Source organism: Belnapia mucosa (genome assembly GCF_016775475.1).
Lineage (GTDB): Bacteria > Pseudomonadota > Alphaproteobacteria > Acetobacterales > Acetobacteraceae > Belnapia > Belnapia mucosa.
Genome location: NZ_JAEUXJ010000001.1, coordinates 503,658 through 525,366 on the forward strand (window position 1 = coordinate 503,658; position 21,709 = coordinate 525,366).

General features: G+C 70.6%; 19 protein-coding genes. 13 read left to right on the plus strand and 6 right to left on the minus strand.

The annotated features are described in order from the left end of the window. Nucleotides 1-333 precede the first annotated feature (333 nt). From JMJ55_RS02385 to JMJ55_RS02415, 7 genes are all read left to right on the plus strand, one after another. A complete protein-coding gene (locus JMJ55_RS02385; RefSeq protein WP_202823879.1) occupies nucleotides 334-2,082 on the plus strand; it encodes an acetolactate synthase catalytic subunit in 1,749 nt (582 codons plus the stop codon). Beyond that, nucleotides 2,082-3,113, plus strand: a complete 1,032-nt coding sequence (locus JMJ55_RS02390) for a zinc-dependent alcohol dehydrogenase (protein ID WP_202823880.1) — start codon at nucleotides 2,082-2,084, stop codon at nucleotides 3,111-3,113. Before JMJ55_RS02385 ends, JMJ55_RS02390 begins: the two co-directional genes overlap by 1 nt. Next, nucleotides 3,110-3,871, plus strand: a complete 762-nt coding sequence (locus tag JMJ55_RS02395) for an SDR family oxidoreductase (protein ID WP_202823881.1) — start codon at nucleotides 3,110-3,112, stop codon at nucleotides 3,869-3,871. The genes JMJ55_RS02390 and JMJ55_RS02395 overlap by 4 nt, the downstream gene beginning before the upstream one ends. A 157-nt stretch (nucleotides 3,872-4,028) precedes the next feature. Then, nucleotides 4,029-4,781 (plus strand): signal peptidase I, encoded by a 753-nt coding sequence (lepB, locus tag JMJ55_RS02400; protein ID WP_202823882.1) that lies wholly within the window; start codon nucleotides 4,029-4,031, stop codon nucleotides 4,779-4,781. Between the two features lie 16 nt (nucleotides 4,782-4,797). Next, nucleotides 4,798-5,517: a ribonuclease III gene (gene rnc, locus JMJ55_RS02405; RefSeq protein WP_202823883.1), complete on the plus strand. Its 720-nt coding sequence runs from the start codon at nucleotides 4,798-4,800 to the stop codon at nucleotides 5,515-5,517. Then, nucleotides 5,514-6,416: a GTPase Era gene (era, locus tag JMJ55_RS02410; RefSeq protein WP_202823884.1), complete on the plus strand. Its 903-nt coding sequence runs from the start codon at nucleotides 5,514-5,516 to the stop codon at nucleotides 6,414-6,416. The genes rnc and era overlap by 4 nt, the downstream gene beginning before the upstream one ends. 89 nt (nucleotides 6,417-6,505) lie before the next feature. Then, a complete protein-coding gene (locus JMJ55_RS02415) occupies nucleotides 6,506-7,747 on the plus strand; it encodes an MFS transporter (RefSeq protein ID WP_202823885.1) in 1,242 nt (413 codons plus the stop codon). Here JMJ55_RS02415 and JMJ55_RS02420 read toward each other — a convergent pair. Beyond that, on the minus strand, nucleotides 7,740-8,936 hold the full coding sequence (locus tag JMJ55_RS02420; protein WP_202823886.1) for a CaiB/BaiF CoA transferase family protein: 1,197 nt from the start codon (nucleotides 8,934-8,936) through the stop codon (nucleotides 7,740-7,742). The two genes, JMJ55_RS02415 and JMJ55_RS02420, sit on opposite strands and share 8 nt — an antisense overlap. Further along, a complete protein-coding gene (locus JMJ55_RS02425; RefSeq protein WP_202823887.1) occupies nucleotides 8,933-9,865 on the minus strand; it encodes a hypothetical protein in 933 nt (310 codons plus the stop codon). Before JMJ55_RS02425 ends, JMJ55_RS02420 begins: the two co-directional genes overlap by 4 nt. A gap of 118 nt (nucleotides 9,866-9,983) precedes the next feature. On the opposite strand from JMJ55_RS02425, the gene JMJ55_RS02430 reads away from it, so the two are divergent. Together JMJ55_RS02430 and JMJ55_RS02435 are read left to right on the plus strand one after the other, a co-directional pair. Further along, nucleotides 9,984-11,234: an MFS transporter gene (locus JMJ55_RS02430; protein WP_202823888.1), complete on the plus strand. Its 1,251-nt coding sequence runs from the start codon at nucleotides 9,984-9,986 to the stop codon at nucleotides 11,232-11,234. A 49-nt stretch (nucleotides 11,235-11,283) separates the two neighbouring features. After that, nucleotides 11,284-12,285, plus strand: coding sequence for an LLM class flavin-dependent oxidoreductase (locus tag JMJ55_RS02435; RefSeq protein WP_202823889.1), 1,002 nt, complete (start codon nucleotides 11,284-11,286; stop codon nucleotides 12,283-12,285). A 31-nt stretch (nucleotides 12,286-12,316) separates the two neighbouring features. On the opposite strand, the gene JMJ55_RS02440 is transcribed toward JMJ55_RS02435, so the two are convergent. Further along, nucleotides 12,317-12,970, minus strand: a complete 654-nt coding sequence (locus JMJ55_RS02440; RefSeq protein ID WP_202823890.1) for a hypothetical protein — start codon at nucleotides 12,968-12,970, stop codon at nucleotides 12,317-12,319. A 186-nt stretch (nucleotides 12,971-13,156) separates the two neighbouring features. On the opposite strand from JMJ55_RS02440, the gene htpG reads away from it, so the two are divergent. Then, complete coding sequence (htpG, locus tag JMJ55_RS02445; protein ID WP_202823891.1) at nucleotides 13,157-14,983, plus strand: molecular chaperone HtpG; 1,827 nt, start codon at nucleotides 13,157-13,159, stop codon at nucleotides 14,981-14,983. 18 nt (nucleotides 14,984-15,001) lie between these two features. On the opposite strand, the gene JMJ55_RS02450 is transcribed toward htpG, so the two are convergent. Both JMJ55_RS02450 and JMJ55_RS02455 read right to left on the minus strand, forming a co-directional pair. After that, nucleotides 15,002-16,138 carry an alpha/beta hydrolase gene (locus JMJ55_RS02450; RefSeq protein WP_202823892.1) on the minus strand — a complete coding sequence of 379 codons (1,137 nt, stop codon included), beginning with the start codon at nucleotides 16,136-16,138 and terminating at the stop codon, nucleotides 15,002-15,004. A gap of 90 nt (nucleotides 16,139-16,228) precedes the next feature. Further along, entirely contained in the window at nucleotides 16,229-17,161 is a 933-nt protein-coding gene (locus JMJ55_RS02455) for a magnesium transporter CorA family protein (protein ID WP_236033320.1), read from the minus strand. Nucleotides 17,162-17,191: 30 nt separating this feature from the next. Between JMJ55_RS02455 and recO the strand changes: the two genes are divergently transcribed. The 3 genes from recO (at nucleotide 17,192) to parC (ending at nucleotide 21,291) form a co-directional block, all read left to right on the plus strand. Continuing rightward, nucleotides 17,192-17,965: a DNA repair protein RecO gene (recO, locus tag JMJ55_RS02460; RefSeq protein ID WP_202823894.1), complete on the plus strand. Its 774-nt coding sequence runs from the start codon at nucleotides 17,192-17,194 to the stop codon at nucleotides 17,963-17,965. A 24-nt stretch (nucleotides 17,966-17,989) separates the two neighbouring features. Next, nucleotides 17,990-18,943: an FkbM family methyltransferase gene (locus JMJ55_RS02465; protein ID WP_202823895.1), complete on the plus strand. Its 954-nt coding sequence runs from the start codon at nucleotides 17,990-17,992 to the stop codon at nucleotides 18,941-18,943. Nucleotides 18,944-19,050: 107 nt separating this feature from the next. Beyond that, entirely contained in the window at nucleotides 19,051-21,291 is a 2,241-nt protein-coding gene (parC, locus tag JMJ55_RS02470) for a DNA topoisomerase IV subunit A (protein WP_202823896.1), read from the plus strand. 106 nt (nucleotides 21,292-21,397) lie between these two features. On the opposite strand, the gene JMJ55_RS02475 is transcribed toward parC, so the two are convergent. Further along, complete coding sequence (locus JMJ55_RS02475; protein WP_202823897.1) at nucleotides 21,398-21,706, minus strand: non-heme iron oxygenase ferredoxin subunit; 309 nt, start codon at nucleotides 21,704-21,706, stop codon at nucleotides 21,398-21,400. Between the last annotated feature and the right edge of the window lie 3 nt (nucleotides 21,707-21,709).

Below are 21,709 nucleotides of genomic sequence, written 5' to 3' on the forward strand. Positions count from 1 at the left end.
ATTCAACTTATGGGCCAAGCCCTCACATGGCCGAACGAATTTTTTGTCTTTTTTTAGAATTCCCTCGCCCTTGCGCTTTCCGGCAGCAGGATGACCAGTTTCTTACCAATTAGTCGCCGCAGCCCCGGGTCGGACCGGAGTTGCGCCATTTCGGCGGTGCGCCCTTGCAAGCAGGCATTGCATCGCGGCCGGTCCGCCGGCGCCGCCGCAGGTTGCGCATCGCTGGTCGTTGCAAAATGCGAAGCAGCTTGCAACCAGCCAGGCTCGCAACCTGCGACGGCTTGACGCCGCGCCCGGCGCCGAATCCTATCCCCGGCAGAGGAGAAGACGCCCATGCCGGACCAAGCCAGCCCCGTGGCGAATGCCACCGTTGCCCTGCGCCTCGCGGAGGCCTTCGCAAGGCACGGCGTGACCCTGACCTTCGGCCAGAGCCTTCCCTCGGCCTTCCACCTGGCCTCGCCGCATGCCGGGATAGACCAGAAGGTTTACCGGCAAGAGAATGCCGGCGGCGCCATGGCCGATGGCTATGCCCGCGTGAGCCGGAAGGTTGGCGTCGTCACCGCCCAGAACGGGCCCGCCGCCACCCTCCTCGTTGCCCCGCTGGCCGAGGCGCTGAAGGCCAGCATCCCCGTCCTCGCCCTGGTGCAGGAGGTGACGCGGGATTCGACCGACCGCAACGCCTTCCAGGAGATGGACCATCTCGGCATGTTCGCGCCAGTGGCCAAATGGGTGCGACGGATCGAGCGCGCCGATCGCCTCGACGACTATGTGGACATGGCCTTCACCGCCGCTACCTCGGGCCGGCCCGGCCCCGCGGTGCTGCTGGTGCCGGCCGACCTGCTGACCGATCCGGCGGCGCCGCTCTCCTCCCTGCTGCGGCCCCGTGCCCTCTCGCTCGGGCAGGTGCCGCTCGACCGAGTCGTCGCGGACCCCGCCGCCATCGCCGCCGCGGCGGAGGCGCTGGCCACGGCGCGGCACCCGCTGGTCGTCGCCGGTGGCGGCGTCCATCTCTCCGACGCCTCGGCCGAGCTCGCGGCGCTGCAGGAAGCGGCGCATCTGCCGGTCGGCACCACCGTCATGGGCAAGGGCTCGGCGGATGAGACTCATCCGCTCACCCTCGGCGTCATCGGCTATGTCATGGGGCAGGGCAGCCGGACCCAGGCGCTGCGGCCGATGGTGGACCGCGCCGATGTCGTCCTGCTGGTCGGCAACCGCACCAACCAGAACGGCACGGATTCCTGGAAGCTCTTCGGGCCGGGCACGCGCTTCATCCATCTGGACATGGACCCGATGGAGGTCGGCCGGAATTACGAGGCGATGCGGCTGGTGGGCGACGCCAAGCTGACGCTTGCCGCACTGACGGAGGCGCTGAAGGCCTGCGACCTCTCGGCCCACAAGGCCGCCCGCGCCGGCATCGAAGCCGAGATCGTCGCGGGCCTGGCGGAGTGGCGTCGCACCATCGCCGGCGTCACCACCCGCGACGCCCCGCTGCCGCGGCCGGAGCGGCTGATGGCCGAGCTCGACGCGCTGCTGCGGCCGGAGGACATCGTCGTCGCCGATGCCTCCTATTCCTCGATCTGGGTGGCGAATTACCTGACCGCGCGGCGGGCCGGGCAGCGCTTCCTGACGCCGCGCGGCATCGCCGGCCTCGGCTGGGGCCTGCCCATGGCGATCGGCGCGCAGATCGCGGCGGAGGAGGCGGGGCGCGGCGGCCGCGTCGTCTGCCTCTGCGGCGATGGCGGCTTCGCCCATAGCTGGGCAGAGTTGGAGACGCTGCGCCGCATGGCGCTGCCGGTCACGACCATCGTCCTCAACAACGGCATCCTCGGCTACCAGAAGCATGCCGAGGAGGTGAAATTCGGCGAGCACACCAAGGCGGTGAATTTCACCGCCGTCGACCATGCCGCCATCGCCCGCGCCTGCGGCGTCGAGGGCATTCGCATCGAGGCGAGCGGGGAGATCAGGCCGGCGCTCGCCGCCGCCCTCGAGGCCGGGCATCCGGTGCTGCTCGACATGGTGACGGACCCCGACGCCAAGCCGCCCATCTCCTTCTATGCCGGGCACTATCCGGAGCCCTTCTGATGCTCGCGCTCCGCAAGACTACCCCCGGCTTCGGCCTGGCGCTGGAGGAGGTGCCGGAGGCGCCGCCGCCCGGCCCGGGCGATGTGGTGGTGCAGGTGGAGGCGGCCGGCATCTGCGGCTCCGACGTCCATGCCTATGAATGGACCGGCGGCTATGAATTCATGGTCCCCCGCCTGCCGCTGACCATGGGGCATGAATTCGCCGGCCGCATCTGGCGCACCGGCACCGGCTCCGGCTTCCACAATGGCGACCGGGTCGCGATCATCCCCTTCATCGCCTGCGGGCATTGCGCCGCCTGCCGCGCCGGCGACCCGCGCGGCTGCACCCGGCGGGAGACGATCGGCCTGACCCGCGATGGCGGCTTCGCCCGCCAGGTCCGCATTCCCGCCCGCTGCTGCGTCCCCATCCCGGACCATCTGGAGATGGAGCTGGCGGCGCTGGCCGAGCCGCTCGGCGTCGGCGCCGAGGCGGTGCTGACCGGCGAGGTTGGGCTGGGCGATACCGTCCTCGTCCTCGGCCCCGGGACCATCGGCCAGGCGATCGCCCTGATGGCCCGGCTGGCCGGCGCCGCGCGGGTGATCGTCGCCGGCCGGGCCGATGCGCCCCGCTTCGAGGTGCTGCGAGCCCTCGGCTTCCAGGATCTGGTCGATGTGGCGGAGGCGCCGCTGCGCGACGGGGTGATGGCCCTGACCGGTGGGCGCCCGGTGGATGTGGTGCTGGAGGCGACCGGGGTGCCGGAGAGCCTGAATGACGGGCTCGGCCTGCTGAAGCGGGGCGGCGTGCTGGTCGTGGCCGGCATCCATGCCGGGGCGCTGACCCTGCCGCTGACCGATTTCGTCCGGCTGCGCCACCAGCTCCGCGCCACCCATGGCGCCGCGCGCCGCACCTGGGACCGGGTCATCGCCCACCTCGCCCGCGCGCCGGAGGAATTCCGCCCGATGATCACCCACCGTCTGCCGCTGGAGCGCGGAATCGAGGGGTTTGAACTGGCCCGGCAGCGGGCCGCCAGCAAGGTGATCCTGACGCCATGATCCACCAGGACAGGGTCGCCCTCGTCACCGGCGCGGCGCGCGGCATCGGCGCCGCCATCGCCGCGAAGCTTGCCGCGCTCGGCCATCCCGTGGTGGTCGCCGATGTGCTGGAGGAGCGGGAGGCGACCGCCGCCGCCATCCGCGCCGCGGGCGGCGAGGCGCGGGCCATCCCGCTCGATGTGGCGGATGAGGCGGCGGTGGCCGGCCTGCCGGCGGCGCTCGGGGAGTGGTGGGACCGGCTCGGCGTGGTGGTGAACAATGCCGGCATCTCGCCCAAGGGGCCGGAGGGGCGGGCGCGGCGCATCCGCGAGATGCCGGCCGAGGAATGGCGCCGGGTCCTGGCCGTCAACCTCACCGGCGCCTTTCTCGTCTCCCAGGCCTGTCTGCCGCCGCTGCGGGCCCGGCGCTGGGGCCGGATCATCATGCTGACCAGCCAGGCCGCCCGGGCCAAAAGCCAGATTGCGGGTGCCCATTACACCGCGGCCAAGTCCGGGCTGATGGGCTTCGCCCGAAGCCTCGCGACCGAGCTCGGGCCGGACGGCATCACCGTCAACAGCATCGCCCCCGGCCGGATCGACACGCCGATGGCCCGCGGCGCCGCGGCGGGAGCCAATGACGCCTTCGCTGCGAATATCCCCCTCGGCCGGCTCGGCACGCCGGAGGACGTGGCGGAGGTGGCGGGCTTCCTTGCCTCCGACGCCGCCGGCTACCTGACCGGCGCCACCATCGATGTGGGTGGCGGCAGCTACATGCCGTAACCCTTGGGGCGGGGACCGAAACCGGGGCTTCCTTGACACCCTACCCCCCGGCAGGCTTCATCCCCGCCTTGCCTGATGCCGTATCCCGGGGGACCGGGGCCCGACGCCCTGGCGAATTCTCTCCTGCACCGATGGGCCGAGAACCTTGAGCACCTCCATGGCGAAGAAGAAGTCCGGCGGCTGGCTGGAGAGCATCAAGACCGTGCTCTATGCCGGGCTGATCGCCATCGGCATCCGCACCATCGCCTTCGAGCCCTTCAACATCCCCTCCGGCTCGATGATCCCGACCCTGCTGGTGGGCGACTACCTCTTCGTCTCGAAGTATTCCTACGGCTATTCCCGCTACTCGATGCCCTTCGGGCCCCACCTGTTCGATGGGCGGATCTTCGGCTCCCTGCCGGCGCGGGGCGATGTCGCCGTCTTCAAGCTGCCGCGCGACCCGAGCCAGGACTACATCAAGCGCATCATCGGCCTGCCCGGCGACCGCATCCAGGTCCGGAACGGCGTGCTGTCCATCAATGGCACACCGGTGCGGCGCGAGGCGGCCGGCCCTTATGTGGTCGAGGGCGACGGGCCGCGCATGACCGTCCGCCTCTACCGCGAGACGCTGCCTGCCTCGGCCAACAGTCCGGAACGGACGCATCCGATCGTCGAGCAGTCGGATGACGGCCCGCTCGACAACACCCAGGAATACCGGGTGCCGGAGAACCATGTCTTCGCTATGGGCGACAACCGCGACAACAGCCTCGACAGCCGGGTGCAGAATGCGGTGGGTTTCATCCCGGTGGAGAATCTGGTGGGTCGGGCGGAATTCATCTTCTTCTCGGTCGATGGCTCCGCCGCCTGGTGGGAGGTCTGGGCATGGCCCTTCGCGATCCGCTGGTCGCGGCTGATCTCGGCCGTCCGGTGACCTGGGCATCGCGACCGTGACCCGGCGCAAGCGCGGCGCCGAGCCGCCGCCGCTCCCGGATTTCGAGGCCTTCGCCGAACGGATCGGGCATCGCTTCGCCAATCCGGCGCTGCTGCGTCAGGCGATGACCCATCGCTCGGCCGGCGATCCGCGCCGTGGCCAGCTCGATTCCAACGAGCGTCTGGAATTCATCGGCGACCGGGTATTGGCGCTGCTGACCGCCGAATGGCTGGCCGAGCGCTTCCCGAATGAGCGCGAGGGCGATCTCGGCAAGCGCCTGTCCGTGCTGGTGGCCTGGGATACGCTGGCCCGCATTGCCGAGGCGCTGGAGATCGGCCCCATGCTGGTGGTCGCCCAGGGCGAGGTGCGGACCGGCGTCGCCATGCGGCAGAACGTGCTGGCCGATGCCTTCGAGGCGCTGCTCGGTGCCCTTTTCCTCGATGGCGGGCTGGAGGCGGCACGGCCCTTCTACCGCCGCGCCTTCGCCGAGGCGATGGAGGGCAATCTCGGCCAGCCCCAGGCCTCGGCCAAGAGCCGGTTGCAGGAATGGCTGCAGGGGCGGGGATTCGGGCTGCCGGAATACCGGCTGGTCTCTTCCTCCGGCCCTGATCACCAGCCGGTCTTCGTTGTCGCTGTCGCGGCGGCCGGGCGGGAGGCAGAGGGTATGGCCGATTCCAAGCGCGCCGCGGAACAGCAGGCGGCCGAAGCTTGGCTCGCCGGGATCGGCAAGCCATGAGCGGGGAGGGGACGCGCTGCGGCCTGGTGGCCGTGGTCGGGGCGCCGAATGCCGGCAAATCGACCCTGGTGAATGCGCTGGCCGGGGCCAAGGTGACGATCGTCTCGCCGAAGCCGCAGACCACCCGCTTCCGCATCCGCGCGGTGGTGATGCATGCCGGGGCGCAGATCATCCTGGTCGATACGCCCGGCATCTTCGCCCCACGCCGGCGGCTCGACCGCGCCATGGTCGCCGCTGCCTGGGGCGGGGCGCAGGATGCCGACCGGACGCTGCTGATCGTCGATGCCCGCGCCGGGCTGACCGATGCGGTCCGCGCCATCGCCGAGCGCCTGGCCAAGGCGGGGCAGCCGATCTGGCTGGCGCTGAACAAGGTGGACCTGATCGACCCGCCGCGGCTGCTGCCGCTCTCGGCCGAGCTGAATGCGCTGGTGCCGGTCGAGGAGACCTTCATGATCTCGGCTGAGAAGCGGCGCGGCCTGGACCGCCTGCTGGAACGCCTCGCCGCTGCCATGCCACCCGGCCCCTATCTCTTCCCCGAGGACGAGCTGTCGGACCTGCCGAACCGCATGCTGGTGGCCGAGATCGTGCGCGAGCAGATCCTCCGCCAGACGCATGAGGAAGTGCCGCACCACGCGACCGTCGAGACGGAGAATTGGCAGGAGCGGCAGGATGGCAGCGTCCGGGTGGACTGCACCGTCTATGTCGGAAGGCCGACCCAGAAGGCGATCCTGATCGGCGATGGCGGGGCGCGCATCAAGGCCATTGGGCAGAGCGCGCGGCGGGAGCTGGAGGGGCTGCTGGAACGGCGGGTCCACCTGTTCCTGAACGTCAAGGACCGGCCGGGCTGGGACGAGGAGCGGGGACGGTTGCGGGCCCTCGGCCTGGAGGATGAGGGGTAGCAGCCCGCTGCGGCTTCACCCCGCAACGAAGCATGGCGGCGGCGGAACCGGGCAGGGTGCGGCGGTCAACCTTCACGGGACGCCTCCGCATGTCGCTCGCTACCACTTCTGCCCTTCCGCAGCAGGCGCCGTTCTTCGGCTGGCGGGTCGTCTGGGCGGCCTTCACCGTCGCGGCCTTCGGCTGGGGTGTCGGTTTCTATGGGCCCCCGATCTTCCTCCCTGCCATCCAGGCGGAGCGTGGCTGGCCGGTGGCGCTGGTCTCCGCCGCGGTGACCTGTCATTTCCTGCTGGGCGCCGTGGTCGTCGCCAATCTGGCGGCGCTGCACCGGCGCTTCGGCCTGGTCGCGGTGACACGGGCGGCGGCGGTGGCAAGCGCGCTCGGTTTCCTCGGCTGGGCGCTGGCGACGGAGCCCTGGCAGCTTTTCGCGGCGACCCTGCTGAGCGGCTTCGGCTGGGCGGCGACCGGGGCGGCGGCGATCAATGCCATGGTCTCGCCCTGGTTCGTCCGGCGGCGCTCCGCGGCGCTGAGCACCGCCTATAACGGGGCGAGCCTTGGCGGCATCGCGCTTTCGCCGCTCTGGGTGGCGCTGATCGCGGCACTCGGCTTCGCGGGCGCGGCGGCGCTGGTGGGCGGGGTGATGGTGCTGGCGCTCTGGTGGCTCTCGGGCCGCTATTTCGCGCCGACGCCGGCGGGGATGGGACAGGCGCCGGATGGCGAGGCGGCGGGTGCCCCGCTGCCGTCCGGGCCGGCGATGCGGCCGGGCCGCGCGATGTGGCGGGACCGGCGCTTCATCTCCCTGGCGGCGGCCACCTCGCTCGGCCTCTTCGCGCAGATCGGGCTGATCGCGCATCTCTTCTCGCTGCTGCTGCCGGCGCTCGGGGCGCAGGGGGCGGGCTTCGCCGCGGGGCTGGCGACGGCCTGCGCCATTGCGGGCCGAACCGGGCTCGGCTGGCTGCTGCCGGCCGGGGCGGATCGGCGGCGGGCGGCCGCGGCGAATTTCGCATTGCAGGTCACCGGATCGCTGGTGCTGCTGGCGGCGGGCGGGACGGAGGTGCCGTTGCTGCTGCTGGGCGTGGTGCTGTTCGGGCTCGGCCTCGGCAATGCGACCTCGCTACCGCCGCTGATCGCGCAGCAGGATTTCGCACCCGCCGAAACGGCGCGGGCGGTGGCGCTGGTAACGGCTTGCAGCCAGGCGGCCTATGCCTTCGCCCCGGCCGCTTTCGGGATGCTGCGGACGCTTGGCGAGGGTGGCGCGCCGCTGCTCTTCATCGCCGCCGCCGCGATCCAGGCCGCGGCGGCGGGGGTGATGCTGCTGGGGCGTGCTAGATGACGCCCGCCTCGCGGAAGGCCGCGATCCGCGCCGCGTCATAGCCCGCGGCCGCCAGCACGGCTTCGGTATCCGCGCCCAGCGCCGGGGCCGGCCGGTCGAGCCGCGCCCCACCATGCGCCATGCGGAAGCCGGTGGTGGCGAAGCGCAGCCGGCCCCAGGGCGTCTCCACCTCCTGCAGGGCGTCGCGGGCGCGGATCTGGCGGTGCTCGATCACCTCATCCACGCGCCAGATGCGGGCGCAGGGGGCGCCGGCGGCGTTCAGCCGCTCCTCCCACTCCGCCGCATCGCCGGCGGCGAGGGCTCCCTCGATCACCTCCCGCAGCAGGGCGGCATTTTCCAGCCGGAGGAACCAATCGGCCAGCCGCGGCTCCTCCAGCGCATCCGCCCGGCCGATGGCGCGCATCAGTGACTCGTACTGCTTATCCGTATTCACCGCGAGCAGCAGATGCCCGTCCCGGGCGCGGAAGAGGTTGGCTGTCGCCTTCCGGCTGACCGCCTGGTTGCCCCAGGGGCGCTGCTGGTGCCCGGCGACGGTCCAATCCGCCACCTGCCCGCCGAGGAAGGCCAGCGTCGATTCCAGCATCGAGACATCGAGCCGCTGGCCCTGCCCGGTATGCGTCCGCTGGAACAGCGCCGAGGCGACGGCGAAGGCCGCCGTCATCCCCGAAAGCTGGTCGCAGACGGCGAAGCCGGCGCGCAGCGGGTCGCCGCCCGGATGGCCGGTCATCGCCATGATGCCGGACATGGCCTGGATCCGGCCGTCATAGCCGGCTTCCAGCCGGTCCGGCCCGGTCTGGCCGAAGGCGGAGACGCTGCAGAAGATCAGCCGCGGATTGACCTTCGACAGCGCCTCGTAGCCGAGGCCGAGCCGGTCCATCACGCCGGGGCGGAAATTCTCCATCACCACATCGGCCTCGGCGGCGAGGCGGAGCAGGATCTCCCGCGCCTCGGGCTTCTGCAGATCGAGGGTGAGGCTGCGCTTGTTGCCGTTCACCGCCTGCCAGGCGGAGGCCATGCCGCGCTCGGCCCATTCGCGGGAAAGCGGGGTGCGGCGCATATCCTCGCCTTCCCGTCGCTCCACCTTCACCACCTCGGCGCCGAGGAGTGCGAGCTGGTAGCTGGCGAAGGGCCCGGCCAGGACCTGGGTGAAGTCGAGGATGCGGACACCCTCGAAGGGACGGGCGCTCATGCCGCCTGCTCGCGCAGCCCTTTGGCGATGGCCTTCTGGCGGAGGAATTCCTCCTTGCGCCGGGCCAGCTCCTCCGCGCCGATCTGCTCGAGGTTCAGGTAGTCGAGCTTCCACTCGCCGCTCTCGTCCCAGCGCTGGGGCGATTGCAGGGTACTGCGCGGGCCGACCGCGGTTTCGAGCAGGCGAAGGGCCAGCTCCAGCGTCGCCGCCTGGCTTTCCGCGTCATGCGGCCTGCCCGCCGCATTGCCGAGCGGGAAGTCGCTGAACAGGAAGCGCGGCACGCCGCAATGCTCGACGATGTCCTTGGCGCAGCCGAGCACCACGGTCGGGATGCCGTGCTGCTCCAGATGCCGGGCCGTCAGGCTGACGGTCTGGTGGCAGACCGGGCAATTGGGCACCAGCACCGCGACATCCGCGCCATCGCGGAGGCAGCGGGAGAGGATCTCCGGGCAATCCATCTCGACCGTATGCCGGTGGCTGCGATTGGTCGGGGCGCCGTGGAAATGCTCGGTCAGCGCGCCGATCCGCCCCGCGGCGGCGGCGTCGCGCATGGCCTGGAGCGGGAACCAGGCGCGCAAATCGGTGGCCGGGCTGTGCTTCCGGTCATAGGCGATATGCGAGACGCGGAGGTCATGCTCCTCATCGGTCCGGCCGGAATAGACCTGGTAGAATTTGGCGGACGAGTTGTAGGGCGCGCCGGGGCCCTGGTCGCCCTTCTCCGGGTCATAGGGGGCGGCAGTGGTGATGAGGGTGACGCGGCTCTCGGCCAGGGGCTTGCGCAGGGGGGAGAAGGGAACTTCCCGGTAATGCGCCCAGCGATAGGGATCGTAGCCGATGGCCCGGTAATATTCGCGGGTCCGCTGCATATAGGGGATCGGGCTGTCGTAATCGGGCGCGAAGCCCATCGCCCGGTCGATCTCCGCGGTCATGGCACGTCTCCCTTGATCGGCTGAGGCTAAGCCTGTTGCGGCAGTGGTCAAGCGACTGGCCCCCTCGCACTCGACCTGCGCCCCTGGCATGCTGCAAAAAATGTCAGGAGGAAACCGCATGGCTGCGACGCCGCCCCCCGGCGTGGATTCGGGCTATGCCTGGCTCCGCCTCATCGTCTCGGTCTGCCTCAGCATGCTGGGCGGCGTCGGGCTCTGGTCGATCGTGGTGGCGCTCCCGGCGGTGCAGGCGGAATTCGGCACGCTGCGGGCGGGTGCCTCGCTGCCCTATACGCTGACGACGCTGGGCTTCGCGGTCGGCGGCATCGCCATGGGCAAGCTGGCCGACCGGTTCGGGGTGATGGTGCCGGTCCTATTGGGCACGCTGGCCCTCACCGCCGGCTATGTCGGCAGCGCCTTCGCCGCCAGCATGGGGCAATTCGCGGTCATCTATGGGGTACTGGTCGGCCTGCTCGGTTCCTGCGCCACCTTCGGGCCGCTGGTCGCCGATACCTCGCTCTGGTTCGCCAAGCGGCGGGGGCTGGCGGTCTCGCTCTGCGCCAGCGGCAATTACTTCGCGGGCGCTTTCTGGCCGCCGGTGATCTCGCATTTCATGGAAACGGTGGGCTGGCGGCAGACGCATATCGGCATCGGGCTGGTGTGCCTGGTGACGATGCTGCCGCTGGCGCTGCTGCTGCGCCGGCGTCCCCCGGCCCAGGCGCCGGTGGCGCCGGCCGAGGGCGGCAATCGCGGCACGAACGGCAGAACATTGGGCCTGCCGCCCAATGTCCTGCAGGCGCTGCTGATGGTCGCCGGCATCGCCTGCTGCGTGGCGATGGCGATGCCGCAGGTCCATATCGTCGCCTATTGCGTCGATCTCGGCTATGGCGCGGCACGCGGGGCGGAGATGCTCTCCCTCATGCTCGCCTGCGGCGTGGTCAGCCGCCTCGCCTCCGGCTGGATCCTCGACAAGATCGGCAGCCGGGCGACGCTCCTGCTCGGGGCCGCCCTCCAGGCCGTCGCCCTGTCGCTCTTCCTGCCCTTCGACGGGCTCAACTCGCTCTATGCCATCTCGGCGATCTTCGGCCTGTTCCAGGGCGGGATCGTGCCGAGCTATGCGATCATCGTGCGGGAAAGCTTTCCACCGCGGGAAGCAGGGCTGCGGGTCGGGCTGGTGCTCTCCGCGACGCTGGTGGGGATGGCGCTGGGCGGCTGGATGTCGGGCGCCATCTTCGATGCCACCGCCTCCTACCAGATGGCCGTGATCAACGGCCTCGCCTGGAATGCGGTGACCATGGCCATCGCCGCCTGGCTGGTGCTGCGCGGGCGCAGCTATGGCTTCGGGATGAAGGCGACCGGTGCCCGGGCGTGATGCCGGCCGCCGCCTTTAAACCCAGCCGTCCCGGCCCGACATGGGGGGCATGATCCCGCTCTCCATCCTCGACCTCTCCCCCATCCCCGAGGGCAGCGAGGCCGGCCAGGCTCTGCGCAACTCGGCCGATCTCGCCCGCCATGCGGAGGCGCTCGGCTACCAGCGCTTCTGGATGGCGGAGCACCACAACATGCCCGGCATCGCCAGTGCCGCGACGGCCGTGGCCCTGGCCCATGTCGGCGCCGCCACCAGCACCATCCGCATCGGCGCCGGCGGCATCATGCTGCCGAACCATGCCCCGCTGATGGTGGCCGAGCAGTTCGGCACCCTGGCCGCGCTGCATCCCGGCCGGGTCGATCTCGGCCTCGGCCGCGCGCCCGGCTCCGACCAGCGGGCGGCGATGGCGATCCGCCGCAACCTCGCCGGCGATGTGGACGACTTCCCGCGCGACGTGATGGAGCTGATGGCCTATTTCGAGCCGGCCCAGCCCGGCCAGGCGCTGCGCGCGGTGCCGGGGGAGGGGCTCGACATCCCGGTCTGGATCCTCGGCTCCTCGACCTATGGGGCGCAGCTCGCGGCGGCGCTCGGCCTGCCCTATGCCTTCGCCTCGCATTTCGCCCCGGCGCAGATGCAGGACGCGATGGCGATCTACCGGGAGCGCTTCAAGCCCTCGGCCCGACTGGCCAAGCCCCATGTCATGCTCGGGGTGAACATCGTCGCGGCGCCGACCGATGCCGAGGCGCGCTTCCTCTTCTCCTCGCTCCAGCAGAGCTTCCTCAACCTCCGCCGCGGCCGCCCGGGCAAGCTGCCGCGGCCGGTCGAGGATATGGACAGCCGGCTCGACCCGCATGGCCGGGCCATGCTGGACAACGCGCTGGCATGCGCCATCGTCGGCGGGCCGGAGACGGTGCGGCGGGGGCTTAGGGACTTCGTCGCCGAGACCGGGGCGGATGAGCTGATGGTCACGGCGGCGATCCATGACCACGAGCTGCGCAAGCGGTCCTACGCCATCCTGGCCGGGCTGCACCAGGAACTGGCAGCCGCGGCCTAGGAGCTCGTCCGGGTCACCCGGCAGCGACGGTTTATTCCACGGCGAAGCAGTAGAGCAGACCTGCCCCGCCGGTCGCCCGCAGCGCCTCAAGGCCGCAGCCGCGCGAGGCGTGAGAGGAATTCCACGACCGCGACGCATCGTCGTCCCGCAAGCCCTCGCGGTCGTGGTGACCGACGACAGCCGAGCCCTCGCCTCCGCTGGTCCAGTTGCGACAGGTGCGGTCCTCGGCGCCGCTGAAGGCCGTGCCGTCCGGCTGCGAGCCGGTGAGGACATCGTGGGTATTGGGTTGCTGGCGGCGCCCATTCACCGGCTCGCCCCGCTCTGTCAGCGCTGTTTGCAGGGACAGGTTGTTCTGGCCGTGCAGTTGCTGCAGATCAGTGGCGACGACCTCGCCCTTGGCATTGCGCCAGGGTCCGCGGCCGATGCGGTCGCGCGCATTCACCGCCCCAACGCCCTGCGTGCTGAGATAGGCACGCCAGGAACGCCCGCCGGCGCCGACGGCCTGCGCCAGGCGCTGGCAATGGGCATCTGCGCCCTCCAGGCCGCCCAGGTCGCCGCCCTGGCCCGGGTTGGCGCTGGTGACGAAGAAGCTCATATTCGCCGAACCGGCCTGTTGCGCTCGTCCTTGGGGCGGCACGAAAAGCAGCGCACCGATGAACAAGCCGGCTACCATCCTGCGGGTCATGGTCGTTCTCCCTGTTTTTTATTGCGGCCGAGCCAGGCGGATAGCTTAGGCCGCGCCGGGCGTTCCGGCCATGCCGCGGATCAGGCGCGGTCGTGCCACTCTCGAACAGGGCCCAAGGCCTTGAATCGCCGGCTTGGCTTCTGCATATCGCCCCGCCGATAGGCATTCCTTCTTGGAGGACCAAGCGTGAGCGAGACGGTTGAGCGGCATGAATTCGGCGCCGAGGTGGGGCGCCTGCTGGATCTGGTGGTCCACGCCCTCTATTCGGACCGCGAGATCTTCCTGCGCGAGCTGGTCGCCAATGCCGCCGATGCCATGGACCGGCGGCGCTTCGAGGCGCTGACCCAGGCGGTGCCGGCGCTGCCCGAGGGCGCCTCCATCCGCATCCTGCCCGACAAGGCGGCCCGGACGCTGACCATCAGCGACCAGGGCATCGGCATGACGAAGGAGGAGCTGGCGCGGAATCTCGGCACCATCGCCCGTTCCGGCACCCGCGCCTTCACCCAGTCGCTGGCGGATGCCAAGCCGGGCGAGCGGCCGAGCCTGATCGGGCAATTCGGCGTCGGCTTCTACTCCGCCTTCATGGTCGCCGAGCGGGTCGAGGTGACCTCCCGCCGCGCCGGTGCCGAGGAGGCCTGGGCCTGGGCCTCCGCCGGCCAGGGCGACTTCACCCTCGCACCCGCCAGCCGCGAGGAGCCGGGCACGACCATCACCCTCCACATCAAGGCGGATGCCGAGGAGTTCCTGGAGCCGATCCGCCTCCAGACCATCATCCGCAAATGGGCCGACCACATCACCGTCCCGATCACCATCGCCCAGGACGGCAAGGACGAGCCGGCGAATGAGGGCACCGCGCTCTGGCGGAAGCCGAAGGCGGAGATCACCGAGGAGCAATACGCCGAGTTCTACCGCCACGTCGCCCATGCCTTCGACCAGCCCTGGGCGACGCTGCACTGGCGGGCCGAGGGCACGACCGAATTCGCCGCCCTGCTCTTCATCCCTGGCATGAAGCCCTTCATGCCGGTGGAGGGCGACCGCGAGAGCCGCGTCCGCCTGCATGTCCGGCGGATGTTCATCACCGACCAGGCCGGGCTGCTGCCGCCCTGGCTGCGCTTCGTCCAGGGCGTGGTGGATACCGAGGACCTGCCCCTCAACGTCTCGCGCGAGATGCTGCAATCGACCCCGGCGCTGGCCCGCATCCGCAAGGCGGTCACCGGCCGCGTCTTGTCGGAGCTGAAATCGAAGGCCAAGGATGCCGAGGGTTATGCCGGCTTCTGGGAGAATTTCGGGCCGGTCCTGAAGGAGGGCGCCTGGGAGGATGCCGAATACCGCAAGGAGCTGGCGCCGCTGCTGCGCTTCCGCTCCTCGGCGGTGGAGGGCTGGACCTCGCTGCCCGACTACGTCTCGCGGATGAAGGAAGGGCAGGAGGCGATCTACATCCTGGTCGGCGACGACGCGGAGGCGCTGGCGAAGTCGAGCCAGCTCGAAGGCTTCCGCGCCCGCGGCGTCGAGGTGCTGCTGCTCTCCGACCAGGTCGATGCCTTCTGGCCGGAGCGGCTGGACCGCTTCGAAGAGAAGCCGATCCGCAGCATCACCCAGGGCAGCATCGACCTCTCCAAGATCGCCGGCGCCGATGCGTCGGGCGAAGCGGCGGACGTGGCGAAGCTGCTGCCGCTGCTGAAGGCGGCGCTGGAGGGCGAGGTCTCCGAGGTCCGCGCCACGGACCGGCTGGTGGACAGCGCCGTGGTGCTGGCCGCGCCCGAGGGCGGGCCGGACCTGCAGATGCAGCGGCTGCTGCGGCGGGCCGGGCGCAGCTTCGGCGCCGGCCAGCCGGTGCTGGAGGTCAATCCGCGCCACCCGCTGATCCGCAAGCTGGCGGGGATGGAGGGCGACCTGAAGGCCGAGGCCGGCACGCTACTCGACCTCGCCCGCTTGCAGGATGGCGACGTGCCCCGCGACCCGGCGGGCTTCGCCCGTCAGGTCGCGGCGCTGCTGGCCGGCAGCCTCGGCTGAGGCGGCCGGCCTGCCATCCTAGCGCGTGGCTACCCGGCCGGCCCCGAAGGCCTCGCGCAGCCGCTCGGCCATCAGGCTCTGGGCGGCCACCGCATCGGCGACGACCGGCGCCATGCCGAAGAACTCGTGCGTGACGCCGGGATAGGTGCGCTGCTCCACCGCGACGCCCGCCTCCCGCAGCCGGGCCGCCAGCGCCTCGCCCTCCGAGCGCAGCGGGTCCACCTCGGCATTGATGATGGTGGTCGGCGGCAGGCCGCGCAGCGCGCCGCGCCGCACCGGGTCGAGGCGCGGATCGGCAAGATCGGCGGAGGAACTGGTGAAGTGGTTCACGAACCACTGCACCCCCGCGGCCGAGAGCGGCACGGCGGAGCCGTTCTCCCGCTTCGAGGGCGTGTTCGTATCCGTGGTGGCCACCGGATAGACCAAGGCCATGTGGACGGGCATCGGCAGCCGCGCATCCCGCGCCGCGACAGCGGTGGCGAGCGCCAAGCCGCCGCCCGCGCTCTCGCCGGCCACGGCGACCCTGGCCGGGTCGGCGCCGAGCCGACGGGCATTCGTCACTGCCCAGCGATAGGCCGCGACAGCATCGTCGAAGGCGGCGGGGAAGCGGTTCTCCGGCCCCTGCCGGTAATGCGCCGAGAGAACGACCGCGCCGGTCCGGGCGGCAAGCGCCCGCGGCGTCGCATCATAGGTATCGAGATCGGCGATGACCCAGCCGCCGCCATGCCAGTAGACGATCAGCGGCGCACCGGCCCGCACCCCCGGCGGAGCATAAAGCCGCGCCGGGATGGCGCCGCCCGGTCCGGGGATAGTGAGGTTGGTCGTGCGGATCTCGGCGCCCGGCATGGTCGCGCCCTGCTGCCGCAGCACCTGGCGATAGGCGTCGGCGAAGCTCGGCTGGCTCCGCGCCTGCTCGGTCGAGAGCAGTTCCACCGGCTTCGCGCCGAGGCCGGACAGGGACTGGATCACCGCCGCCATGTCGGGATCGGTCCGCGCCGCCGTGGCCTGGCCACCCGCGCTCGGCCCGCCACCGCCGGCGGAGGCACCGGCTACCGTGCCTGTGCCCGTCGCGGTCTTGGCCGCGCCGCAACCGGCCAGGGCGAGCGCCGCGGCGAGGGCGATGAAGGAGGTGGTTCGGGGTGTCTGTCGGCGCATTCGGGGGCTTTCGTGATCAAGCCGAGGTCCATCCCCCGACCAGCCGACCCCGAACGTCGCGTTACTTGTGAGGTTGCGACGTCGCTGCCGCTACAGCCAGCCTTTGATCCGGAAGACCACCAGCGGGAGGATGGCGCTGAGCAGGATCAGCGCCAGTCCCCATGGGTAGCCCCAGAGCCAGTCCAGCTCCGGCATGTATTTGAAATTCATGCCGTAGATGCTGGCGACGAGCGTCGGCGGGATGCCGACCACCGAGACCACGGTGAGGATCTTGATGGTGTTGTTCTGCTCGATGCTGATGAAGCCGAGCGTCGCATCGAGCAGGAACTGCACCTTGTCCGAGAGCCGGGCGTCGTAGTCGTTCAGCGAGGCGATGTCCTGCCGCAGGGTTCGCACCCGGTGGTCGTATTCGGGCGGGATCCAGTGCTTCGCCTGCTCCGCCGCGAAGGGCAGGATCCGCTCCACCCCGAGCAGCGTATCGCGCAGGGCGGAGACCTGGTCGCCGGTGCGGCCGATCTCCCGCAGCGCGTGGCGCAGCCGCCGGTCCATCTCCGCCGGCCGTCCGGCCGCCGGCTGATCCGCCTGGAAGGCGGCATGGGAGAGGCTGTCGAGTTCCGCCCGCAGCCGTTCCAGCGCATCGGCGATGCGGTCCACCACCACCTCCAGCAAGCCGACGAAGGCGGCGAAGCTGCCGGTGGGGCCTGGCTGGGCGGCGAAGGCCTCCACCGCACCGACCGCGGCGAAGCGCACGGTCAGCAGGTGCTGCGGCGAGAGCACCAGGCCGATCGGCGTCAGCCCGCCGCCCCGGGCGATGACCGGCAGGCTGAGATAGAGCACCTCGCCCTCCGTCCCCAGCCGGCTGGAACTCTCGATCTCCTCCAGCTGGGCGCGGTCGGGCACCCGGAAGCCGGTGGCATGGGCGACCAGCGCCTTCTCCTCCGGCGTGCCGTCCAGCAGGTCGAGCCAGACGGCCTCCGCCGGCTGGGCGGGGTGGATGGTCAGCAGCGCGGTTCTCCCTCGCAAGCGCAACGGGTAGCCCCCATCTGTTCTCCCATGAGCACCGAGTGGCAAGGCCCGGCCATCGTCCTCGGCGCCCGGCCGCATGGCGAATCGGGTGCCGTGGTGACACTTCTGACGGAGGCGCTGGGCCGCCATGCCGGCCTGGCGAAAGGCGGCGCCTCGCGTGCGCAATCGGCGCTCTGGCAGCCGGGCAATCTGGTCGAGGCGCGCTGGGTCGCTCGCCTGCCGGACCAGCTCGGCGCCCTCTCGGCGGAGCTGGTGCATCCGGCGGCCTCGCTGGCGCTGGAGGATCCGCTGGCCCTGGCGCTGCTCGCCTCCGCCTGCGCCCTGGCCGAGGCGGCCCTGCCGGAGAGGGAGCCGCATCCGCGCTGCTTCCAGGGGCTGCTTGCCCTCATTGCCCAATTGCCGGCCAGTGCCCTGGCGGCGCTGCCCGACTATATCCGCTGGGAGGCGGAGCTGCTGACCGAGCTCGGCTACGGCCTCGACCTCGCCCGCTGCGCCCTGACCGGCGGGGTGGAGGATCTGGCCTTCGTCTCGCCCCGCACCGGCCGGGCGGTCAGCGCCGTGGCGGCCGAGCCCTGGGCCGGGCGGCTGCTGCCCCTGCCGCGCTTCCTGCTCGGCCAGTCCGGGCCGCCCGAGGCGGGGGAATGCCTGGCCGGGCTGCGCCTGACCGGGCATTTCCTCGCCCGCGATGCCTTCGGCGACCGGCCGGGCGGGCTGCCCGCGGCACGCGGCCTGTTGCAGGACCGGGTGGCGCGGCTGGCGGCTTCCCCCCAGGCGCTGGCCGCTCTATCAGACCCGTCCTGATGCCGGCCCGGGGAATTCCTGCCTTTGTCCCAGTCCAAGCTGTCGCCCGGTGCGCGCATCGACCAGCTTCTGCGCAGCTTCGGCACCGGCGCCAAGCGAATGCGCTGGCTGCGCCGGCTCGCGGTGCTGCATTCGATCGACCAGCGCTTGGCGCGGCTCGAGGAAGCCGTGCAGGGGGGCCGCAGCACCTATATGGGCAATGGCCTGATCCTGGTGAAAACCGTGGTCGAGGGCGCCCAATTCGGCTTCCTGGTCGAGGCCGAGGACCGGCTGATCAGCCCCTGGTTTATCGTCTCCGGCCGCTATGAGACGGAGCTGACCGACTTCTTCACCGCGACCCTCCGGCCGGGCGATCGCTGCCTCGATATCGGGGCGAATTTCGGCTATTTCACCTGCCTCTTCGCCCGCTTCTGCCCAGAGGGCCAGGTGATCGGGGTGGAGCCGGATGCCAAGCTCTTCGGCATCCTGCGGGACAATATCCATATCAACGGCTTCGGCGGTCATGCCGCCGCCCGCCATGCCGCGGCCTGCGAGGCGGAGCGGGAGGTGACGCTGTTCCGCCGTCTCGGCCGCTCGGCCAATACCAGCATCGTCTCCATGCCGGAGAGCTTCACGGACCATCTGGGGGAGCCGCCGAACCAGCCCTTCACCGTGGCCGGCACGACCGTGGACCGGCTGGCCGAGGCCTGGGGCGGGCGGGTCGATGTGATGAAGGTGGATGTGGAAGGGGCGGAGCCGCTGGTCCTCGCCGGCGCTGCTGCGACTATTGCCGCCAACCCGGACCTGCAGATCGTCATGGAATGGTCCCCCGGCCAGATCCGGGCGGCGGGTGTCGATCTGGGCGAGTTCCTCGACCAGGTGGCGGGGATGGGACTCCTCTGCCACGGGCTCGGGCCCGGCCGGCCGCTGCTCTCCCGCGACACGCTTCTTGGCCTCCATTACGCCGCCGGCATCCTGCTGGCGCGGCGTCCCCGCTGAGCGTGGTCGCCGGAGGCTGGAACGGCCGGAAGCGTGAATCACGCGACCGACTAGGATTCTTCGGCCGGATCGGCTAGGAAGAACGAGAACAAATCCAGAAAAACGCCATGCCCGACGACATCAAGACCCTGCCCGGCGCCCCGGATGGCGGCGGGATGCGCGACACCCGCCTGGCCGATGCGCTCTCCGAGCGCTACCTGGCCTATGCCCTCTCGACCATCATGTCCCGCTCCCTCCCGGATGTGCGGGACGGGCTGAAGCCGGTCCATCGCCGGCTGCTCTGGGCCATGCACCAGCTGAAGCTCGACCCCGATGCGGGCTTCAAGAAATGCGCCCGCATCGTCGGCGACGTGATGGGCAAATACCACCCGCATGGCGATGCCTCGATCTACGAGGCGCTGGTGCGCCAGGCGCAGGACTTCGCGGCCCGCTACCCGCTGGTCGATGGGCAGGGGAATTTCGGCAATATCGACGGCGATAACGCCGCGGCCATGCGCTACACCGAGGCGCGGCTGACCACCGTCGCCGAAGCGCTGCTCCAGGGCATCGACGAGAATGCCGTCGATTTCCGCCAGACCTATGACGGCGAGGAGCAGGAGCCGGTGGTGCTGCCGGCCGCCTTCCCGAACCTGCTGGCCAATGGCGCGACCGGCATCGCGGTCGGCATGGCGACCAGCATCCCGCCGCACAATGCCGGCGAGCTCTGCGGCGCCGCGCTGGAACTGATCCGCAACCCGAAGGCGGAAATCGACGACCTGCTCCGCCATATCCAGGGCCCCGACTTCCCGACCGGCGGCGTGCTGGTCGAAAGCGCCGAGGCGCTGCGCGAGGCCTATGCCACCGGCCGCGGCGGCTTCCGGGTGCGCGCCCGCTGGCGGAAGGAAGAGGGCAAGCTCGGCGCCTACCAGATCATCATCGAGGAGATCCCCTACCAGGTCGCCAAGGCGAAGCTGATCGAGCAGATCGCCCAACTGCTGGAGGAGAAGAAGCTCCCGCTGCTCGGCGATATCCGCGACGAGAGCACGGACAAGGTCCGCATCGTCATCGAGCCGAAGACGCGCAATGTCGATGCGGCGGTGCTGATGGAGACGATGTTCCGCGCCACCCAGCTCGAGAATCGCATCCCGCTGAACCTCAACGTGCTCGATGCCGACCGCACGCCGCGGGTGATGAGCCTCAAGGAGGTGCTGCGCGCCTGGCTGGACCACCGCCATGTCGTGCTGGTCCGCCGCACCGAGCACCGGCTGGCCGCCATCGCGCGGCGGCTGGAGATTCTCGATGGCTACCTGATCGTCTACCTGAACCTCGACGAGGTCATCCGCATCGTCCGCGAGGAGGACAAGCCGAAGGAGGCGCTGATGGCGACCTTCTCGCTGACCGAGTTGCAGGCGAATGCCATCCTCGACATGCGGCTGCGCGCCCTGCGCAAGCTGGAGGAGATGGAGATCCGGCGCGAGCATACGAAGCTCAGCAAGGAGCAGAAGGCGCTGCAGGGCCTCATGGGCTCCGAGGCGAAGCGCTGGAAGGCGCTGGAGGCCGAGATCGAGGAGACCCGCAAGGCCTTCGGCGATGGCGCGCTCGGCGCGCGGCGTACCGTCTCGGGCGGTGCGGTTCCGGCAGTCGCGGTCGACGAGAGCGCCTTCGTCGAGCGCGAGCCGATCACCGTGATTTTGTCCGAGAAGGGCTGGATCCGCGCCCAGAAGGGCCACCTGCCCGAGGATGCCGAGCTCCGCTTCAAGGAGGGCGATGCGCTGCACCGCATGGTGCATGCGCAGAGCACCGACCGCCTCATCCTCTTCGCCACCAATGGCCGCGCCTATACGCTGAAGGCCGAGGCGATCCCGCGCGGCCGCGGCGATGGCCAGCCGGTGCGGCTGATGGTCGAGATGACCAATGAGGATGCCGTGCTGGAGCTCTTCCTGCCGGTGGAGGGCGCCCGCTACCTCGTCGCCAGCCAGGATGGCCGCGGCTTCCTGGTCCCGGGCGCCGAGCTCCTGGCCGAGAAGCGCACCGGCAAGCAGGTGCTGGTGCTGGAGCCGGGGAAGGAAGCGGCGGTCTGCATCCGGGCCGAGGGCGACATGATCGCCATCATCGGCGAGAACCGGAAGCTGCTGCTCTTCCCGCTCGACCAGGTGCCGGAGATGACGCGCGGCCGCGGCGTCCAGCTGCAATCCTACAAGGAAGGCGGGCTGGCCGATGCCAAGGTCTTCGTCCGGAAGGAAGGGCTGAGCTGGCGGCTCGGCGAACGCATCCGGGTGGAGACGGATCTTGCCCCCTGGCGCGGCAACCGCGCCGGCGCCGGCAAGATGCCGCCGAACGGCTTCCCGAAGTCCAACCGCTTCGGCTGAGGCCTGGACCATGATCCGCGATCACTGGATCGCGGATCATGGTCCAGGCTTTTGTTTGGTCGCATGATGCACGCCTCCGGCTGTTCCAGCCTTCGGCGATCATGCTCTAGACCTCGACGAAGACCCCGCCGCCCTCGACCTTCACCCGGTAGGTGGCGACGGGGACCTCCGCCGGCTCGTTCAGGGCGGCGCCGGTGCGGATGTCGAAGCAGGCCTGGTGCAGCGGGCATTCCAGCTTGCCGTCCTCGCAATAGCCATCCGACAGCAGCGCATATTCATGCGTGCAAATGTCGTTGACCGCGAAGATGCCATCCTGCAGCCGCACCACGGCGATGCAGAGATCGCCGAGGCGGACCGGCAGCGGCATGTTCTCGGCGAGGTCGCCTTCCTCGGCGACGCGGTGCCATTCGGCCATGGG

Coding starts and splice junctions, on each gene's coding strand:
- JMJ55_RS02420 (WP_202823886.1), bottom strand. CDS start 8,936: ATGAGCGCCCGTCCCTTCGAGGGTGTCCGCATCCTCGACTTCACCCAG.
- era (WP_202823884.1), top strand. CDS start 5,514: ATGAGCGGGGAGGGGACGCGCTGCGGCCTGGTGGCCGTGGTCGGGGCG.
- recO (WP_202823894.1), top strand. CDS start 17,192: ATGAGCACCGAGTGGCAAGGCCCGGCCATCGTCCTCGGCGCCCGGCCG.
- lepB (WP_202823882.1), top strand. CDS start 4,029: ATGGCGAAGAAGAAGTCCGGCGGCTGGCTGGAGAGCATCAAGACCGTG.
- JMJ55_RS02435 (WP_202823889.1), top strand. CDS start 11,284: ATGATCCCGCTCTCCATCCTCGACCTCTCCCCCATCCCCGAGGGCAGC.
- JMJ55_RS02390 (WP_202823880.1), top strand. CDS start 2,082: ATGCTCGCGCTCCGCAAGACTACCCCCGGCTTCGGCCTGGCGCTGGAG.
- JMJ55_RS02385 (WP_202823879.1), top strand. CDS start 334: ATGCCGGACCAAGCCAGCCCCGTGGCGAATGCCACCGTTGCCCTGCGC.
- JMJ55_RS02425 (WP_202823887.1), bottom strand. CDS start 9,865: ATGACCGCGGAGATCGACCGGGCGATGGGCTTCGCGCCCGATTACGAC.
- JMJ55_RS02450 (WP_202823892.1), bottom strand. CDS start 16,138: ATGCGCCGACAGACACCCCGAACCACCTCCTTCATCGCCCTCGCCGCG.
- JMJ55_RS02440 (WP_202823890.1), bottom strand. CDS start 12,970: ATGACCCGCAGGATGGTAGCCGGCTTGTTCATCGGTGCGCTGCTTTTC.
- JMJ55_RS02430 (WP_202823888.1), top strand. CDS start 9,984: ATGGCTGCGACGCCGCCCCCCGGCGTGGATTCGGGCTATGCCTGGCTC.
- parC (WP_202823896.1), top strand. CDS start 19,051: ATGCCCGACGACATCAAGACCCTGCCCGGCGCCCCGGATGGCGGCGGG.
- JMJ55_RS02475 (WP_202823897.1), bottom strand. CDS start 21,706: ATGGCCGAATGGCACCGCGTCGCCGAGGAAGGCGACCTCGCCGAGAAC.
- JMJ55_RS02395 (WP_202823881.1), top strand. CDS start 3,110: ATGATCCACCAGGACAGGGTCGCCCTCGTCACCGGCGCGGCGCGCGGC.
- JMJ55_RS02415 (WP_202823885.1), top strand. CDS start 6,506: ATGTCGCTCGCTACCACTTCTGCCCTTCCGCAGCAGGCGCCGTTCTTC.